Raw genomic sequence first — 18,221 nt, 5'->3', positions numbered from 1 at the left:
TATATTGAGTAATATAAAAAAGTAGTAATTAGAAGTTATACCTTACTCCTATCTGAGCCTGGAATCTTGATGCAAACTGATCTATTGTATAAGCAGATCCCGGTGTTTTGAAGGTATAAGTAGGATCTCCGGCTGAAGGTTGTCCCGGTGCCACATTTCCAACTTTTGTAAGCCCTACGCTGGCGGTAGAGTTGAAAGTATTAGGAACAAAGTACACTTTACCCCAATCTTTATTCAATAAATTAGTGAAATTAATGATACTTAAAGAGATCTGGATATTGTTCTTAGATTTTTCACTCAATCTGATCTCATCCATAATTCTGATATCTGCCTGAATATTCCAAGGGGTGGTATCTCCATTTCTTTCGGTAAACTTTCCTCTTCTTGATTTCAAGTAATCATTGTTATTAACGAAGTTCTCGTAATCTGCAACCTGTTGCTGAGCAGTTACCAGTACATTTCCTGATCCATCTTTTATAGGAACAATATATTTAGCCGCTTCAGCAGCATCTTTAAAGATATAAGCAAGGCCTGCCGCTTGCCCCGTATTGGCAATTGTACTGTTTATAAATCCCCATGAGAAAGGGTTTCCTGATTGAGCATTAAAATATACATTGGTAGATAACCTGTTAGATTTGGAAATATTAAACGCATATCCAAGGTTAGCTACGATCCTATTCTTGATCGCAAAATTGGAAGTTGTCAACTTAGGATCATTTGGAGTCAGAGACTGATTCATCTGCCAGTTACTTTCCATCGAGTTTCTGATACCATTCGTTATATCTTTCGCATCACCATACGTATAGGCTGCAAAGAAATTAAATCCGAAATTGTATGATTTTGAAATCTGAGCCGTCAGGTTGTAACGGTACCCATCTTTTGTATTGGATAATAGATATGCATTAGAAAAATTACTATTGATATTCGTTGTATAAATCGGCATTTCGTGATTAACATCATAACTGTAGTAGGTCACATTATCCGTTTTATTTACCTGTTGGAATTTAAGGTCATACAATACTTTGGTGTAAATCCCTTCTAATGTCAGTTTATATCCGGAAAGGGTATAATCGAATGCAAGGGAGCTTCTCCATACTCTTGGCATCTTAAAGTTATTATCAATAAGGTCAACCTGTACTTTTGAAGAATTTTGCCACTTCGGGAAATTAGCTCCCACCAACGGATCTCCGTTAGCAGCAATCTGTGCAGTAGTAGGAGCATTATAATCATAGCTTCCGAAACCTACTCCATCATTATAATAAGCATATCCTAACCATGCAAATGGGATTCTTCCTACAAAAATACCCGAACCTCCTCTTAATACCATAGACCGGTCTTCCGTAACATCGATGGTAAACCCAAGTCTTGGAGATAAGGTAGGCTTGTTAAGATAACTATTGGTTAGCTGGCTTAACGGAGTATAACTATAAGTATTTCCGAAATAAGGGTCTTGAGGAGAGTTATTAACAGCCTGACTTAATTGGGGTTTATTAGGTAAATCTGTATAATCAACCCTTACTCCCGGTGAAAGTCTCACTCTTCCCAAATTGATCTCATCCTGCAGATATAATGAAAGAAGGTTAACTTTATATTGCGCATAAGGATTGTCGAAAAGCTCTTGTCTGCTGTTTCCGTTAAAAGGATAGGTTCCTCTTATCCTTGCAGGCGTACCATTATAAAAATCATTTAGTGACTTATAAGATATTCTTCCATTCAAGGCGTTTACAAATCCATAATTGATATTATATAACTCATTGTGAGTTCCTAATAAGAAAGTATGATTTCCGGTTTTATAGGTAAGATTATCCGTAATTTCAAAAGTTTTCTGTTTCATATTGAAAACAGTAGCTTCTCTGTCATTTCCTAACAAAATAGTTCCACCGTTATGGGTAATTTCAACCTGCGGGAACATCGAATTCGCAGAAGTAGGATCTCTATAATCGTGAATAGAAGAATAACCAACCACTAAATTGTTATTCCATCTATCATTAAAACGGCTTTTCAATTCAAGGGTAGTTGTAGAAGCCGTATTTTTTTGAACAAAATCCATACTTGAAAATCTGAAATTGGCACCATCTCTTTCAAGGTTGGATGCCTGGGAAAATACCGTATTATTTTTGATGGATAAAGTATGCTTATCATTGATCTTCCAGTCTAGCTTATTAAAAAGCTTAGCACTTTCAGAAAAGTTATTGTAACCGTTAAAGCTTCCTACATTGAATCCGTACTTCTTTTGCACGAAATCTGAAATGTTCTGAGCCACAGACTCGTTTATCAATCCATTGGGATCATTGGCGTTATAAAATATCGGATCTACCCTTTTGGTATATTCCAGATTTGTGAATAAAAACACTTTATCTCTCACTACTGGCAGCCCTACTCTTCCTCCATAAATAAAATCAGAGAAATCACTTGGCATTTTCGAATTATCACCTACTCTGTTTCTTCCTGTGATTGCTGCATTTCTACCATACACATACATAGAACCCGTAACGTCATTGCTTCCGCTTCTGGTTACCGCATTGATACTTCCCCCAAGGAAATTTCCAAGCTTCACATCATAAGGAGCAATATACACCTGTACATCCTGAATGGCATCCAAACTAATTGAATTGGAACGCGTGCTGCTTCCAGGCATCCCTGAAGTACCGGTCTGGCCTCCTAATGAAGGACTGAAACCAATTGCATCGTTGTTGATCGAACCATCAATCGTAACGTTATTATAACGGAAATTGGTTCCATTGAAAGAGTTGTTGGCACTCTGAGGAACTAATTTGGTAACATCCTGGATCCCCCGGTTAATATTGGGAAGCCCTGAAATCTGCGCCTGGCTAATCCCAACTCCATATTTTACATTAGTCTTTTTCGAGGTAATCTTCACCTCATCAATGGTCTTTTCCTTGTTTCCAACTTCTACCACCGGAAGATCGTTGTTTCCTAATGAAAGTTGTAAATTAGGATTTTCATAAATAACCTGTGACCCGTCAGATATCTCCAATTTATAAGGACCTCCCGGTTGAAGATTATCTAAACTAAACTGTCCTTTACTATTACTTTTGGTTTCAAAGGTACTATTGGTAGGAATATGTACTACCCTTACTGTAACTTCAGAAGAAACACCTTTTAATCTTCCAAAAATTTTAGAGCTGGTTTCCTGTGAGAATGCAAATCCAAAAGATAATAAAGCAAAAGCACAGATCAATTTTTTCTTCATATTTTTATTGCTACAAAACTTGTTGCAAAATTAGATTGAGGAAAGATGAAGTATGGTAACATAGAATTAACATTGCGTAACATAAAGTTTAACATTTCCTTAAAAAAAGCTTAATGTTCATGTAATTTTCTTCTTCATTTTATACCCTTTCTATGAAAATACAGTGAAAAAATGATTAATTTTAAACATTAAAACCGCTTAATATGAAATTCGGACAAGTAGAAGACCCATCAAAAATAGATTTCACCCTTCCTAAAGATCACTCCAGAACTAAAGAAATTTTAAGTCTTAATAAAAAAGGACTGGAAAATATTTCAATCGGATGTGCCAAATGGAACAAAACGGACCTTAAAGGATTCTATCCCAAAGGAACCAAAGATGAGTTAACATATTATGCCACTCAATTTAATTCCATTGAATTAAACGCTACCTTTTATGGAATGCCCACTCCGGATCAGGTAAAAACTTGGAAAGAAAAAACTCCGGAAAATTTTAAATTTTTTCCTAAGATTACCAACACTGTTTCTCACTTCAGAAGACTGATTGACGTTACAGATCCCGTTACCCATTTTGCATCAGCCGTGATGAATTTTGATGAAAAACTTGGAATGGCTTTCCTTCAGCTTCATGATAACTTTAAACCAAAAGATTATGACAGGCTGGAAAAATTTGTAAAAGAATGGCCTAAAGAAGTTCCTCTTGCTATAGAACTCAGAAATACGGAATGGTTTACTGATGAAGAAATTCTAAACACTACCTGTGAGCTTTTTGAAACTTATAATATCACTAATATTATTGTAGATACCGCCGGAAGAAGAGATATGCTTCACATGCGTCTTACCACCCCCAATGCGTTTATCCGATATGTAGGTGCCAATGCAGAAAGTGATTATGAAAGACTGGATGATTGGTTAAAACACCTTACTCAATGGAAAAAAGACGGGCTTCAGAATCTCTATTTCTTTGTCCATCAGAATATTGAAAAAGCCTCTCCACTTCTTTCCGCTTATTTCATCAAAAAAATGAATGAAGAATGGAAAACAGAAATCCATATTCCTCAAATGGCCACTGAAAATATGGGAAGCCTATTTTAGTTAAAATTTTAAATAGACTAATTTTAATTTACAGTTCAAATTACAACAAAAGCTTTTTCATAACGGAAAATTTTATAAATTAGAGTAATACCCATTCATAGTGAATAATGGTATACTTAAAAAAATCAATGTCATGAAAAAGGAAATTTGTACAATCAGCGTCTCCAGCAACTGGCTTGGCGACGAATATACCTTCTATGAAGACCATACTATAAAAAGGGTATATGATAGCCATAGCCTGAACTCCAATAAAATTGAATGGCTGGAACCTCATCAGATCAGTAAACAGAACAAAGATAAATTAGTAAAAGAATGTCCTGAGGAATTTAAAGAACAGATTATGCACCTTCTGGATTATCCTTAATAATAAAACTCTCGCAGATTTTGTGAAATCTGCGAGAGAATATATAACTTATTTATTTTTCTTCAGAAGCAATACCAGATTGAGAAATAAAAGCAGAAAGTCCAATGTAATCCAGATTCCCAGCTTTGTATTTTCATAATTGTAAGCATCCACCTGTTTTTTAGCAGCTTCAGACAGCTTCATGCTTTGGTTGATATAATTCTGTACTTCCACAATCTGATCCATATTCTTATTAGGAACAGAATGCTGTGAAAAATACACCAGATTTTTCTTTCCAAGATAACCTACAATCCAATACTCATCAGACTTGTCCATTTTCAGATATTCTATCCTGTAATATTCCGGACGTATTTTCCCAATATGCTTAGGTTCAAGGCTAGTGGTATTATCAATTTTATTGACATTAATAAGATAAAAATCCAATGCTTGAGGAAGTTTATTAACAACTTGTAGTCCTACAGAGTTATCCACAAATGCCACAGCACTTTTCTTTATAAACCAATACGTAAAAATTGAGATAGAAGAAACTACTGTTACAATACGGAACAGTCTTGCCCATTTTGCCATTCCTCCTGATTTTACTTTATATAAAATCAAGGAAAATATACACGCCCAAAAGATAACAAGAATGAAAAATACCATACTGCAAAGATACTGATTTCAGATTTTTTAAGAGAATGTCTAATCTACATTCCACTCTTTATAGAATTGGTCAAGGAAATTCAGCATATAATCATGTCTTTCCTGTGCCATTTTTTTCCCATGTTCGGTATTCATCAGATCCTTCAGCAACAATAATTTTTCATAAAAATGATTGATGGTTGTACCATTAGACTTTTTATATTGCTCTTTTGACATATGGAGATCAGGCTGGACGTTGGGATCATACATCGGATTATTTTTAAACCCTCCAAAATTGAATGTTCTGGCAATTCCTATGGCTCCAATAGCATCAATACGATCAGCATCCTGCACAATTTGTAGTTCAATAGATGGATCGGCAGGTGCCTGACTTCTGTTTTTAAATGAAATATTTTCGATCACAAATAAAACCTTTTCAATGGTTTCATTGGGGACATTTTGCTTTGCTAAAAATTCTCTGGATATTTTCGGAGCTATGGTTTCATCTCCGTTATGAAATTTAGGATCTGCGATATCGTGTAATAATGCAGACAATTCTACTACATTGGGATCACAATTCTCTTCTGTTTCAGCTATTTTCTTAGCAAGTTTCCATACTCTTTCAATATGGAACCAGTCGTGTCCTGCCTCTGCACCCTCTAGTTTTTCCTTTACAAATTCTACGGTGTTGTTAATTGTACTTTTCATTAATCTATCAGTTCATTTAAAATAATATTCCAGAGCTTGTGATTATAGCTTCTAAAAAAATTAACATGACCTATTTCTTTTTTCTCAGATTCTGCAGTTTTCACCAGTCTATACGTAGGTTTAAGATTAGGATAAGTATTATTTAAAAGGCTCAGAACTCCTTTTTCTGTTAACCATACATCATCCTCTGCACGAACTACAAATACTTTCTGTGTCAAATTTTTAGAATAATCATCAATTTTCTCCAACAGTCTGTTGGTTGATTTTTTGTTTAAAATTAAGGTTCTCCAGTCATATGCACAATTTTTTGGAAGACTTTCTCCCAGCCCGAACCAATTGGCAGGAAAGTATCCTAGCAATGAGGTGGTTAATGGCTGTACAATTCCGAACCCGAGGTATGCTTCAATTTTTGTCTTTAGCCTGAGGTTTCCTACAAAGGCATTCTGGGTTCCTACAAATATCAATTCTTCAAACATTTCAGAATCTTTATTCATTCCCAAAATCAAAGCTCCTACAGAATGTCCCAGACAGAATTTTCTATACTCAGAAAACCTATTTTTAATGTATGTGGTTACTATTTTATAATCCTTTGAACCCCAAATTCTCATAGATCCCTGGAAACCTTTCATATGGTCCGGTTTAGACAATCCTATTCCTCTATAATCATAAGTCATTACAGTAAATCCCTGCTCCGAAAAGTATTTTGCAAAAGAAAAATATACCTGTTGCTTAACTCCCGTTGCAGAGTTAATGAGCAATAATTTTCCATTATTTTTTTCAGGATGAAAAAGATGGACAGCCAGGGAGGCATGATCTTCTGTGGTAAGTATTAGTTTTTCCATAGGATAAAAAGAAAAAATCCACTATAAAAGTGGACATTTTCAGTATATTATTATGTTTAGTTTTGAACTTTCGATATGCCGTAAATAGCTTTAAGAAAAGAAATCTGACATTCTTGGTAAGCCAGTTTGTGATCCTTTACTTCCGGAAACCCGGGATGAAACATCATTTCCAAATTTCACACAGTCTTCAACAGAGTTCCCATGGCAAAGTGCAATTGCAAATCCTGAAGTAAATGCATCACCCATTCCCATTTTATAAACAGTTTTATCTTTATTCTTCCTGTAATACTTCATTTCTGTACCGTCAAAATAAATGGTAGAATTGGTATCATCTCTTACAAATACTTTATTAAAATATTTTTTAAGAACTTCTTCTCTTTTTTCTTCACCAAAAATAATAAACAGTTCATTACTTTTGGCTACAATAAAATCTACCGCTTCCAAAATTTCATCACTCACCCTCATAGCAGGAGAAGCATACAGTCCTACTTTTTTACCATATTTTTTAGCCTTTTTCACTGTATATTCCACAACATCCATCGAAACCTCAAGCTGTATAAGGACAAGGTCAGAAGTATGGAAATAACGGTCAGCCTCATCAATATGAGATTTATTAAGGTATTTATTGGCAGCAGGGACCACTACAATAGCGGCATTTCCCTCAGAAGTGGTTACATAAGCTGTTCCTGTTGACTCTTTATCTGTTTCATGTACAAAGCCTACATTCACATTTTCCCCCACCAGATTTCTCATGATCTGCTGTCCCAAAGGGTCCATTCCAACACAACCTATAAAATAAACACTGGCTCCCAATCTTGCAGTTCCTACTGCCTGGTTGGCTCCTTTTCCACCAAAATAGCTTTCTGAGTTAACAGCTAGAACCGTTTCGTTAGGTAAGGGAAGTTTATCGGTTTCCAAAACAAGATCTATTGAGGAGCTGCCTACAACGATAATTTTTGGTTGTTCTGATGAGAAATTCATTGTGTTTTGATATTAGTTTAAAAATTATAACAGACTAAATTCCATGCCAAAAATAACTAATTTTACCTAACTTATTTCAATAAATTCTGTAATAATCTTCACTGGTGATTGATTTTTATCAAAAGCAATGTAGCTGGCATAAAAACCTTCCCCATATCCGGTCTCAAAAGCAAATATTGTCCCAGGATGAGTTTCTGAAGGCTTTAGAAATGCATATTGATCTATTGCACCATTTTCATCAAAGAAATGTCCATGGAAAAACTCTTCATAAATTCCCATAAAGTCTCCACCTTTATTCTGATAAAGTTTCTGTTCCAATTCATTCAGACTGTTTTGAGTATCCACATCCATAAAACAGCCCATACCGCTTTCTACCGGATATCCAAAAACCTCTCCTTCTGCCAGTTCTTTAATATTCTGTCCCGCAGTAGTTGCGAGCTTCCAGTCTTTAATTTCTTTAGTATTGAAAATAATTTCCGCATAGGCTACGCAATTGCTTTCTCTTTCCTTATGTAGCATCACAGAAAATTCTCCTTTTGGAAATTCTGTAGAAAATGGAAGCATATCATTAGTGATTAAAGGATCACAAGCGACCAGCTTTCCACTGGAAAGATAAATTTTCCCTACTTCAAAGCTTTCTAATAACGGATTTTCTACAAAGTCCTTCGAAAATAGCTTTTTTATGTTTTCTATATGTGTCATTTTATTTATTCTTTAAACCATCAGGCTGGATACAAGTTTTCATCTGTACCCAGCCTGATATTAAGACAACGCATTGTCTTTATTGTAAATTTATAAACTTTTCAGCTTCTCTTCCAAGATCGCAATCTTGTCAAGAGCATCTTTTTGTTTCTTACGCTCTACCTCTACAATTTCAGGTTTAGCATTAGCCACAAACTTTTCGTTGGAAAGCTTTTTATCTACTGAAATTAAGAATCCTTTCAGATACTTTAATTCTTCTTCAGTTTTAGCTTTTTCTTCTCCTAAATCTAAGTTTTCACTTAAAGGAATAGAAACCTCAGTTGCGCCAACAAGGAATGTAAAACTTGGCTTATCTGTTTTCGTTCCGAAATGAATTTCAGATACATTTGCCAACTTTCTTACTACCGCTTCATTTGCAAATTCAGTAGCATTCGTATATATCTCGGCAGCTTCTCTTGGTGAAATTCCTTTTGTCTGACGGTAATTTCTAACTCCAGAGATCAATTCTGCCGCAGTCTCAAAATTTTTAATGATAGCTTCATCAAATGCACCTGCTTCTTTCTGCTGAGCAATCACTAAAGCTTCTTCAATATTTCTTTCTGAAATCGTCTGCCATAATTCTTCAGTTAAGAAAGGCATGAACGGGTGAAGTAACTTCATAAGTTCTTCAAAGAAATATATTGTTTTTTGATAAACTTCTTTAGAAATACCTTCTCCGTAGTTTGGTTTAATTGCCTCAAGGTACCAACCACAAAAATCGTCCCAAATTAATTTATAGATCAAGTGAAGGGCATCAGAAATTCTGAATTTCTCAAACTGATCGTTGATCTCAACAATCGTTTTATTTAATTTATTTTCGAACCATTCGATTGCCTGGTGATCTGTAGCGATTGCAGGTTTGTCTTCATGATTCCACATGTTGATCAAACGGAAAGCATTCCAGATCTTTGTCATGAAGTTTCTTCCCTGAAGCATTAAATCTTCATCAAAAAGAAGGTCATTTCCTGCTGCAGAACTCAGTAGAATCCCTACACGAACTCCATCAGCTCCATATTTATCCATTAGCTCAAGCGGATCCGGAGAATTTCCTAAAGATTTTGACATCTTTCTTCTCTGCTTGTCTCTTACGATTCCTGTAAAATAAACATTCTTAAATGGAACTTCTTTTCTATATTCCAATCCGGCCATAATCATTCTCGCTACCCAGAAGAAAATAATATCCGGTCCTGTAACCAGGTCAGAAGTTGGATAGTAATAATTGATATCTTTATTTTCAGGATCAAGTAATCCATCAAATACAGACATTGGCCACAACCATGAAGAGAACCAGGTATCTAATGCATCATCATCCTGTCTAAGGCCTTCTATAGTCAGGTCCTGATTTCCTGTCTTTTGTTTTGCTAATTCTAAAGCTTCTTCTTTGGTTTCAGCAACTACAAAATCATGTTCTCCGTCTCCATAATAAAATGCAGGAATCTGTTGTCCCCACCACAGCTGACGGGAGATATTCCAGTCACGGATGTTCTCCATCCAGTACTTGTAAGTATTTTTAAACTTATCCGGATAGAATTTTACTTCATCATCCATTACTACATCCAATGCCGGTTTAGCAATTTCAGACATTTTAAGGAACCATTGTACTGAAACTTTAGGTTCAATAACTGCTCCAGTTCTTTCAGATGTTCCTACTTTATTTACATAATCTTCTGCTTTTAGTAAAAGATCTTTTTCTTCTAATTCTTTCGCGATCTGCTTTCTTACATCAAATCTGTTTTGTCCTGCATAATGAAGACCGTGTTCGTTAAGATTTCCGTCATCATCTAATGCATCAATCATTTTCAGCTGATGTTTCTGCCCGATCTCATAGTCATTGGTATCGTGTGCAGGAGTAATCTTTAAAGCTCCTGTTCCAAATTCAATATCAACATATTCGTCTTCGATAATAGGAATTACTCTGTTAACGATCGGTACAATTACATGCTTACCTTTTAAATGAGCATATCTCTCATCATTAGGATTAATACATACCGCAGTATCCCCAAAAATAGTTTCAGGACGTGTAGTGGCTACCGAAAGGAACTCTTCTGAACCTTCAATCTTATATTTAAGGAAATATAATTTTCCGTTCTGTTCTTTAAAAATTACCTCTTCATCTGAAATGTTTGTTTTTGCTTCAGGATCCCAGTTTACCATTCTGTATCCTCTGTAGATTAATCCTTTATTATAAAGATCTACAAAGCTTTTGATAACCTGTTGCGAAAGCTTATCCTCTAAGGTAAAACGGGTTCTGTCCCAGTCACATGAGCATCCTAATTTTTTAAGCTGCTCAAGGATTGTTCCTCCATATTTATTAGTCCATTCCCAAGCGTGCTCAAGGAATTGTTCACGGGTAATATCTGACTTATTGATTCCTTCAGACTTCAGTTTAGCAACAACTTTAGCTTCGGTAGCAATGGAAGCATGATCTGTTCCCGGAATCCAACAAGCATTAAATCCGCGCATTCTTGCACGACGGACCAGAACATCCTGAATGGTATTGTTCAACATATGTCCCATGTGTAATATCCCCGTCACGTTTGGCGGTGGAATGACCACGGTATATGGTGGTTTTTCATTAGGCTCTGAATGGAAATACTTATTTTCCAACCAGTAATTGTACCATTTCTGTTCTGTTTCCTGTGGATTGTACTTTTCTGAAATCTGCATAAATTCTATTTCTTTGGCTTGCAATTTGCAAAAATAGTCTAAAGAAAAAAATTTTTAAGCATGAATTAAAATAATTTTTAACTTTGTTTCACAAAATTTATCTAACAAACATATTAACATTCAAGAATATGAAGAAATTAATCGCAGGAATTGCATTATTCGGAACATTTGCTCTTGCATCTGCACAAACTATTACGTTTGATAAAACTACTTTCGACTATGGTAACATTAAGCCTAGTTCTGATGGTACAAGATTCTTTACTGTAACAAACACTGGTGATAAGCCTTTGATCATTTCAAACGTAAAACCATCTTGTGGATGTACAACTCCTGAATTTAGCCAGGATCCGATTATGCCAGGAAAATCTGCTAAGATCAAAGTTGGATACAACACAGCTCTTACAGGAGGATTCAACAAAATGATCGAGGTTTTCTCTAACGACCCTGCCAACAGCAGAAGTGTAATCTACATCAAAGGAAACGTAGATGCTAACGCTCCTGAACCAAAAGTATTAACTCCTGCTGAGCAGAAAGAAGCGGCTAAAGCTGAGAAAAAAGCGGCTAAAGTTGCTAAAAAAGCAGCTGCGAAGTAATCTCTACTCAAAAAATAATGAAACCGTCTCTATTGAGGCGGTTTTTTATTATATTTATATTGAATATGAAAGATTAATATTTAAGTTTGGACTAAAACCAAATGGATGATATATTAGCTAAAGCTCACCTCTATTCATATTAACATTCTAGTATATTGCTGTTTAGCAATAAGATCTCGTATCTTGTATCTTCAAATAAAAAAAATATATGGACACCAATTTCTCAGATGACTTTAAGGTAAATGGAAAATTTTCAATAAAAAAAGCTTCTACCTCTTACAAAGGGAAACTTACAAAAGAAGAAGGAACACAATTATTAATCCAGGAAAAAGAAAAACTTCGTGAACTGCAGGAAAGACTTTATGCTGATGGAAGTCAATCTCTTTTGGTTGTACTTCAGGCTATGGATGCTGCCGGGAAAGACAGCATGATAGAACATGTTTTTGGAGGAGTAAATCCTCAAGGCTGTAATGTAACCAGTTTTAAAACTCCAAGTTCAAAGGAATATTCTCACGATTTTCTGTGGAGGCATTATCTGGCATTGCCTCAGAAAGGAATGATAGGAATCTTCAACCGTTCTCATTATGAAAGTGTTTTAGTATGTAAAGTTCATCCTGAATATAATTTAAGTGAAAAAACATGGTCTTCTGTAAAAGATTTTGACAATAAATTCTGGGAAAACCGCTATGAAAGCATCCGAAATTTCGAAAAACATCTTGCTCAAAACGGAACCACCATCATCAAAATATTCCTGAATGTTTCGAAGGATGAACAAAAGAAAAGACTACTGGACAGAATCAATGAGCAGGAAAAAAACTGGAAATTTTCGGCAGGAGATCTTCCTGAAAGGGCACTATTTGACCAATACATGGAGGTTTATGAAACAGCAATCAACGAAACGGCAAAGGATCATGCCCCATGGTATGTACTTCCTGCGGATAATAAATGGTTTGCAAGAACGGCAGCTATTCAGATTATTATAGACACACTGGAAAAAATGAATCTTAAATATCCCCAGCTTTCGGAAAAAGACAGATTGGGCTTACAGGAAGCAAAAAAACAATTGGAAAGTGAATAGAAAAATCCTCAGATGAATACATCTGAGGATTTTTTATGCTGATAAACTATAGCTTATAATCATCAAAAAATCACGAGAAAATCTATAAGCCGGATTTTGTACTTCCGAAGAAGCGCCTGTTATTTATCTACGTGGTACATTGCTGCAACACTTGAGCTGATTACCCCTCGGTTTTCAGGACGAGCCGCCCCTATTTCCATTGCTGAAAAGAACCGATATACTTACCATTGCACCGCAAAGAGTTTACCTGGTTTCACTACAGCCGAACTGTACTTGCTTTCTGTTGCACTTGTCCTACCCTCACGGGTGACGGATGTTATCCGCTTTGCTGCTCTATGGTGTCCGGACTTTCCTACCTCCCGTAAACGGGAAATCAACAAGCCGATTTTCTCGTAGGTACAAAGATACATAAATTTCACGGGAAAAAATATAAGAGTGCTGGAAGCTTCAGGCTTCATGGTATGATGAGAATTATCTTTGATAATTTCACTATAATTATTCTTCCCCAATTACCACATTATTATTATCTTCGTGCCATTATACATCTATGGATTCCAGAGAGAAAGAATTTGCGCAGCTCATCAAAGATAATCAGGGCCTGATTATTAAGGTATCGCGCTTATATACCAATTCGCTGGAAGATGAAGAGGATCTTTTCCAGGAAATTGTCTTACAACTCTGGAGAAGTTATGACTCTTTCAAAGGAAATTCCAAGATTTCAACATGGATGTACCGTGTAGCGCTTAATACAGCCATTACCCTCTTTAGAAAAAAAAGCAAAAGCCTTCCTACAAATGAGCTGGACATCAACCACAAGGACTTTGTGGAAGATGATGATGAAAAACAGCAACAGATTTCGCTTTTGTATACTGTAATCAAGACTCTTCCTAATATAGAAAGAGCCATTGTCATGATGTATCTTGACGATCTGCCTTACAAGGACATTGCAGAAAACCTCGGAATTACTGAAGTTAATGCACGTGTGAAAATGAACAGATTAAAGAAAACCCTTAAAGAACAGATGGAAAAATATGCCTGAATTTGATTTAGATAACTTTAAAAAGACCTGGCAGGAACAACCTGTACAGCCAAAATATGATAACAGCGAGATTCGTCAAATGCTGAATAGAAAATCACGTAATTATGTAAAGTATATTTTCTGGATCAGCGTATTTGAGTTTTTGTTCTTTTCCGTTTTGGGCCTATTCTACTTCTTTCAGGATGATGAATCTGACGGATTCCGTAAAATATTGGAGAAACTGGGCACTCACGAAGCTCCCGAAGTGGAAAACAATTTCAGTCACTTTTATTTGGCCATTAAAATTCTGAGCGTATTAATTACAGCCTATTTTGTACTGAAATTCTACCAGAATTACCGTAAAATAAAGATCGAAGAGAACCTCAAAGGTCTTATTACCAGAATTATTGGTTTCAAAAAAACCGTCAATGCTTTCATTCTGATTAGTATCGTATTGCTACTTGCCTTTACTTTTGTATTGGTAGCTTTTATCTTTTACACTTTAAATTCCCAAAATATACAGCCTTCCGGTTCTGACCTTACTGTCATTATTGTTGCCATTACCATCAGTACCTTATTAGCCATATCTATGATCTGGGTCTATTACAGATTGGTGTATGGAAGTATCATCAAAAAACTTGATAAAAACCTGGAGCAGCTTAAAGAAATAGATTCTCAGGAAAATTAGCATTCATAGGCTATAGTTCAAGATATTATTGTTAATTTTATTTCACCAAATCTTTTTACTATGCCTTTATCATACGTTTATGGAGCATCTGACGTTCCATTATTAGGACAGACCATTGGAGGAAATCTTAAAAGTACTGTCGAAAAATTTCCTAACCAAGAAGCTCTTGTCTGTGTTCATCAGGGTTACAGAGCTACTTACCAGGAATTTTACAACCAAACAACCGCTATTGCAAAAGCACTGATATTTTTAGGAGCAAAAATCGGTGACAGAATAGGAATATGGGCTTCTAACCGCTATGAATGGGTACTTTTGCAATATGCCACTGCCAGAATCGGAACCATTTTAGTCAATATTAATCCTGCTTACAGAACCCATGAACTTACGTATGTGCTCAATCAGTCCGAAGTTCGTTTTATTTTTTCTTCCTTAAGCTTTAAAAGCAGCAACTACAAAGAAATGGTTGAATATGCCAAGGAAGTATGCCCCACTTTAGAACATGAAATTTTCTTTGATGATAACTGGGAAGCCTTCGTAAACAATGGACAAGAAGTTTCTGATGAAGTTCTCCATAGTTTTGAAGAACATGTACAGTTTGATGACCCCGTCAACATTCAATATACTTCAGGAACTACCGGGTTTCCAAAAGGAGTTACTCTTTCGCATCACAACATTTTAAATAACGGATACTTTATCGGTATCCGGTTAAAGTACACAGAAAAAGATCGTGTATGTATCCCTGTTCCCTTCTATCATTGCTTTGGCATGGTGATCGGAAATATATGCTGTACAGCTCATGGTGCCTGCATGGTGATTCCTAATGATAGTTTTGACCCTGATATTACATTAAAGGTTGTTTCAGATGAAAAATGCACCTCTCTATATGGTGTTCCTACTATGTTTATTGCTGAACTTGCCGTAAAAGATTTCGATACTTATGATTTTTCAAGTTTAAGAACCGGTGTAATGGCCGGTTCTGTATGTCCACCGGAAATTATGAAGAAAGTGGAAAATCTTATGAATATTAAAGAAATGAGCATCTGCTATGGAATGACAGAAACTTCTCCCGTATCTACACAAACCTTAATTGGGACTCCATTGGAAAAACAGGTCAGTACAGTAGGAACCGTTCAGGATCATCTTGAAATAAAAATCATTGATGAAAGTGGAAAAATTCTGAAACGCGGTGAACATGGCGAGCTTTGTACAAGAGGCTACTCTGTTATGCTGAAATACTGGAATGATCCTGAAAATACAAAAAAGGTATTAGATGATGCCCGATGGATGCATACCGGTGACATGGCTGTTATGGATAAAGATGGCTATATTACCATTTCCGGAAGAATCAAAGATCTGATTATTCGGGGTGGAGAAAATATTTCTCCTAAAGAAATTGAAGACTTTTTATACACTTACACCAACATTCTGGATGTTCAGATCATTGGAGTACCCAGTGAAAAATTCGGAGAAGAAGTGATGGCTTGGGTAAAAGTAAGAAAAGGCTTTACGATTACAGAACAAGAGCTATTAGAATATTGTAAAGGAAAAATTGCCCATTATAAAGTTCCGAAATACTGGAAATTTGTAGATGAATTCCCAATGACTATTTCCGGAAAGATAAGAAAAGTGGAAATGAGAGAGGTTTCCATGAAAGAATTAGGATTGGGCAGTCTAAAAGAAATTTAATTCCCATTAACTTGTTAAGTTACAACATAATTACAAAAATAATTGTATATTAAAGCTAATACAATCTAATCAATAACACCCAATCTAAAACAACTATGAAAAACCTAAAAAAATTACAAAGAAATGAGTTGAAAAGTGTAACAGGAGGAGAAATTTGCTTCTGTCTGGTTAGTCCGGATGCCTGCTTTGAATTAAATATTAATAATGAAGGAAAACATTATTCTTTTGACTGTTGCACAATGACATGTAAACAGGATTAAAATCAATAAAAAAAGCATTTCAAATTTGAAATGCTTTTTTTATATTTTAAAGTTCTTTTCTTAATCTGGCAACAGGAATATTGAGCTGTTCACGATATTTTGCAATCGTTCTTCTGGCAATATTATAGCCCTGTTCTTTTAAGATCACTACCAAAGCATCATCTGTTAATGGTTTTCTCTTATTTTCTTTACTGATAACCTCCTGAAGGTGGGTTTTGATCTCCTTAGTAGAAACCTCTTCTCCGTCATCATTGGTTAAGCTATCTGAAAACAGATCCTTAAGGTAAACAATACCATTTGGGGTATCTGCATATTTACTTTTTACCACTCTGGAAATGGTAGAAATATCAAATCCGGTAATATCTGCCACATCTTTTAAGATCATTGGCTTCAGAGATTTCTCATCACCCGTAATAAAATAATCTTTCTGAAACTTAACAATAGCAGTAATGGTCTGTAATAAAGTATTCTGACGCTGATTAATTGCATCAATATACCATTTGGCAGCATCCAGCTTTTGTTTGATAAACAAAGCCGCCTGTTTATGCTCAGAAGAGTTCTTATCATGTGAATAGGTGGTAAGAATATCTTTATATTCTTCAGATACTCTTAATGTAGGCGCATTTTTACTGTTAAGCATAGGAATAACCAGCCCATCTTTCACCTGAATTACAAAATCCGGGATAATTTCCTGGTTGATGGTAATGGTTTGGGTATCAAAGTTTCCTCCAACTTTTGGGGACAGTTTTGAAATTTCCTCTAATGCATCTTTCAGATCTTCTTCCTCAATATCATACTTCTGGATAATCTTATTATAATGCTTATTCGTTAAAGCATCAAACTGATATCTCAGGATATTGGCAGCTAAAGAAACAGCTTTATCAGAGCTTACTTTCTTTTCGATCTGTAGTAATAAACATTCCTGAAGGCCTCTTGCTCCTACTCCAGGCGGATCCAGCTTCTGAACGTAATTTTCAAGGATATCATCTACTTTTTCCTTAGTAGTATAAATTCCTTGTGAGAAAGCAAGATCATCTACGATAGATTTAATCTCTCTTCTCAAATATCCGTCCGTATCAAGGTTACCGATCAGGTATTCTGCAATCTTCAGATCTTCTTCACTGATATTAACCAGATGAATCTGTTCTCTCAGATAATCATATAATGACTGGCCTTCCGTTAAAAGACTTTCATTGTCAAACTCTTCATCATCCGGAGAGTAGTTGCTGGAAGCGGTTTTATAGCTTGGTTCGTCGTCATAAAGATATTCATTAACGTCGAAATCTGTTTCAATACTTTCTGTACCCTCATCCTGATACGCATCTTCCAGGGAAGAATAATCATCTTCCTTAGAATCCTCCTTTACAATTTCCAAAGCAGGGTTTTCTTCTAACTCTCTCTCCAACTCCTCTTCAAATTCAAGAGTATGAAGCTGAATAAGCTTCATCAACTGGATCTGCTGAGGAGCCAGCTTCTGTCCTAATTTGAGTTGTAAGTGTTGTTTAAGCATATTAATATTGGCGTTTTAACATAACATATTCTACGAATTTAATAAATTTATTTGATAAAAAATACATTTAGCATGATTTTTGCTTTATACTTTTTACTTAATAAACTATTGAAAAATAAAAAAAGCCTTATCTTGATGATTAAGGCTTTTTTTATA

At 35.5% G+C, this 18,221-nt stretch carries 16 protein-coding genes and 1 other RNA gene; 8 read left to right on the top strand and 9 right to left on the bottom strand.

Features of this window, described 5'->3' with window-relative positions:
• Nucleotides 1-28: 28 nt before the first annotated feature.
• Entirely contained in the window at nt 29-3,214 is a 3,186-nt protein-coding gene (locus EG344_RS16135; RefSeq protein WP_123910350.1) for a TonB-dependent receptor, read from the bottom strand.
• A 203-nt stretch (nt 3,215-3,417) separates the two neighbouring features.
• Here EG344_RS16135 and EG344_RS16130 point away from each other — a divergent pair, with 203 nt between their 5' ends.
• Together EG344_RS16130 and EG344_RS16125 are read left to right on the top strand one after the other, a co-directional pair.
• Entirely contained in the window at nt 3,418-4,308 is an 891-nt protein-coding gene (locus EG344_RS16130) for a DUF72 domain-containing protein (protein WP_123910348.1), read from the top strand.
• A 133-nt stretch (nt 4,309-4,441) separates the two neighbouring features.
• Nucleotides 4,442-4,672 carry a hypothetical protein gene (locus EG344_RS16125; protein WP_123857402.1) on the top strand — a complete coding sequence of 77 codons (231 nt, stop codon included), beginning with the start codon at nt 4,442-4,444 and terminating at the stop codon, nt 4,670-4,672.
• Nucleotides 4,673-4,720: 48 nt separating this feature from the next.
• Here the strand turns inward: EG344_RS16125 and EG344_RS16120 are convergent, their stop codons facing one another.
• The 6 genes from EG344_RS16120 to EG344_RS16095 all read right to left on the bottom strand — a co-directional run bounded on the left by EG344_RS16120 (nt 4,721) and on the right by EG344_RS16095 (nt 11,232).
• Nucleotides 4,721-5,239: a hypothetical protein gene (locus EG344_RS16120; protein WP_164464450.1), complete on the bottom strand. Its 519-nt coding sequence runs from the start codon at nt 5,237-5,239 to the stop codon at nt 4,721-4,723.
• Between the two features lie 114 nt (nt 5,240-5,353).
• Complete coding sequence (locus tag EG344_RS16115; protein WP_123910344.1) at nt 5,354-6,001, bottom strand: HD domain-containing protein; 648 nt, start codon at nt 5,999-6,001, stop codon at nt 5,354-5,356.
• A complete protein-coding gene (locus tag EG344_RS16110; protein ID WP_123910342.1) occupies nt 6,001-6,843 on the bottom strand; it encodes a serine aminopeptidase domain-containing protein in 843 nt (280 codons plus the stop codon). Before EG344_RS16110 ends, EG344_RS16115 begins: the two co-directional genes overlap by 1 nt.
• A gap of 90 nt (nt 6,844-6,933) precedes the next feature.
• Entirely contained in the window at nt 6,934-7,824 is an 891-nt protein-coding gene (locus tag EG344_RS16105) for a ribokinase (protein WP_123910340.1), read from the bottom strand.
• A 66-nt stretch (nt 7,825-7,890) separates the two neighbouring features.
• Nucleotides 7,891-8,526, bottom strand: coding sequence for a DUF4241 domain-containing protein (locus tag EG344_RS16100; RefSeq protein ID WP_123910338.1), 636 nt, complete (start codon nt 8,524-8,526; stop codon nt 7,891-7,893).
• Between the two features lie 90 nt (nt 8,527-8,616).
• The gene (locus EG344_RS16095) at nt 8,617-11,232 is read right to left on the bottom strand and encodes a valine--tRNA ligase (protein ID WP_123910336.1); all 2,616 of its coding nucleotides are present in this window, start codon (nt 11,230-11,232) and stop codon (nt 8,617-8,619) included.
• Nucleotides 11,233-11,360: 128 nt separating this feature from the next.
• On the opposite strand from EG344_RS16095, the gene EG344_RS16090 reads away from it, so the two are divergent.
• Together EG344_RS16090 and EG344_RS16085 are read left to right on the top strand one after the other, a co-directional pair.
• Entirely contained in the window at nt 11,361-11,825 is a 465-nt protein-coding gene (locus EG344_RS16090) for a DUF1573 domain-containing protein (protein WP_123910334.1), read from the top strand.
• Nucleotides 11,826-12,033: 208 nt separating this feature from the next.
• Entirely contained in the window at nt 12,034-12,903 is an 870-nt protein-coding gene (locus EG344_RS16085) for a polyphosphate kinase 2 family protein (RefSeq protein WP_123910332.1), read from the top strand.
• A gap of 69 nt (nt 12,904-12,972) precedes the next feature.
• Here the strand turns inward: EG344_RS16085 and rnpB are convergent.
• Nucleotides 12,973-13,296, bottom strand: an RNA gene (gene rnpB, locus EG344_RS16080) — RNase P RNA component class A.
• A 154-nt stretch (nt 13,297-13,450) separates the two neighbouring features.
• Between rnpB and EG344_RS16075 the strand changes: the two genes are divergently transcribed.
• From EG344_RS16075 to EG344_RS24525, 4 genes are all read left to right on the top strand, one after another.
• Entirely contained in the window at nt 13,451-13,942 is a 492-nt protein-coding gene (locus EG344_RS16075) for an RNA polymerase sigma factor (protein ID WP_045500386.1), read from the top strand.
• Nucleotides 13,935-14,609 carry a beta-carotene 15,15'-monooxygenase gene (locus EG344_RS16070; RefSeq protein ID WP_123910330.1) on the top strand — a complete coding sequence of 225 codons (675 nt, stop codon included), beginning with the start codon at nt 13,935-13,937 and terminating at the stop codon, nt 14,607-14,609. Before EG344_RS16075 ends, EG344_RS16070 begins: the two co-directional genes overlap by 8 nt.
• Nucleotides 14,610-14,669: 60 nt before the next feature.
• Nucleotides 14,670-16,295, top strand: a complete 1,626-nt coding sequence (locus EG344_RS16065; RefSeq protein WP_123910328.1) for an AMP-binding protein — start codon at nt 14,670-14,672, stop codon at nt 16,293-16,295.
• A gap of 95 nt (nt 16,296-16,390) precedes the next feature.
• On the top strand, nt 16,391-16,555 hold the full coding sequence (locus tag EG344_RS24525) for a bacteriocin-like protein (RefSeq protein WP_410493983.1): 165 nt from the start codon (nt 16,391-16,393) through the stop codon (nt 16,553-16,555).
• Between the two features lie 46 nt (nt 16,556-16,601).
• Here EG344_RS24525 and rpoN read toward each other — a convergent pair whose 3' ends face one another.
• Nucleotides 16,602-18,065, bottom strand: a complete 1,464-nt coding sequence (gene rpoN, locus EG344_RS16060; protein ID WP_123910326.1) for an RNA polymerase factor sigma-54 — start codon at nt 18,063-18,065, stop codon at nt 16,602-16,604.
• Between the last annotated feature and the right edge of the window lie 156 nt (nt 18,066-18,221).

It is taken from the genome of Chryseobacterium sp. G0162 (genome assembly GCF_003815715.1).
In the GTDB taxonomy this organism is placed as follows: Bacteria; Bacteroidota; Bacteroidia; order Flavobacteriales; family Weeksellaceae; genus Chryseobacterium.
Note: the sequence above shows the minus strand (reverse complement) of the source record. Positions and strands in the feature narration are given on the sequence as shown.

Excerpts from the sequence above, each read along its gene's own strand:
- EG344_RS16135 (WP_123910350.1), bottom strand. The coding sequence starts at position 3,214 with ATGAAGAAAAAATTGATCTGTGCTTTTGCTTTATTATCTTTTGGATTT.
- EG344_RS16130 (WP_123910348.1), top strand. The coding sequence starts at position 3,418 with ATGAAATTCGGACAAGTAGAAGACCCATCAAAAATAGATTTCACCCTT.
- EG344_RS16125 (WP_123857402.1), top strand. The coding sequence starts at position 4,442 with ATGAAAAAGGAAATTTGTACAATCAGCGTCTCCAGCAACTGGCTTGGC.
- EG344_RS16120 (WP_164464450.1), bottom strand. The coding sequence starts at position 5,239 with ATGGCAAAATGGGCAAGACTGTTCCGTATTGTAACAGTAGTTTCTTCT.
- EG344_RS16115 (WP_123910344.1), bottom strand. The coding sequence starts at position 6,001 with ATGAAAAGTACAATTAACAACACCGTAGAATTTGTAAAGGAAAAACTA.
- EG344_RS16110 (WP_123910342.1), bottom strand. The coding sequence starts at position 6,843 with ATGGAAAAACTAATACTTACCACAGAAGATCATGCCTCCCTGGCTGTC.
- EG344_RS16105 (WP_123910340.1), bottom strand. The coding sequence starts at position 7,824 with ATGAATTTCTCATCAGAACAACCAAAAATTATCGTTGTAGGCAGCTCC.
- EG344_RS16100 (WP_123910338.1), bottom strand. The coding sequence starts at position 8,526 with ATGACACATATAGAAAACATAAAAAAGCTATTTTCGAAGGACTTTGTA.
- EG344_RS16095 (WP_123910336.1), bottom strand. The coding sequence starts at position 11,232 with ATGCAGATTTCAGAAAAGTACAATCCACAGGAAACAGAACAGAAATGG.
- EG344_RS16090 (WP_123910334.1), top strand. The coding sequence starts at position 11,361 with ATGAAGAAATTAATCGCAGGAATTGCATTATTCGGAACATTTGCTCTT.
- EG344_RS16085 (WP_123910332.1), top strand. The coding sequence starts at position 12,034 with ATGGACACCAATTTCTCAGATGACTTTAAGGTAAATGGAAAATTTTCA.
- EG344_RS16075 (WP_045500386.1), top strand. The coding sequence starts at position 13,451 with ATGGATTCCAGAGAGAAAGAATTTGCGCAGCTCATCAAAGATAATCAG.
- EG344_RS16070 (WP_123910330.1), top strand. The coding sequence starts at position 13,935 with ATGCCTGAATTTGATTTAGATAACTTTAAAAAGACCTGGCAGGAACAA.
- EG344_RS16065 (WP_123910328.1), top strand. The coding sequence starts at position 14,670 with ATGCCTTTATCATACGTTTATGGAGCATCTGACGTTCCATTATTAGGA.
- EG344_RS24525 (WP_410493983.1), top strand. The coding sequence starts at position 16,391 with ATGAAAAACCTAAAAAAATTACAAAGAAATGAGTTGAAAAGTGTAACA.
- rpoN (WP_123910326.1), bottom strand. The coding sequence starts at position 18,065 with ATGCTTAAACAACACTTACAACTCAAATTAGGACAGAAGCTGGCTCCT.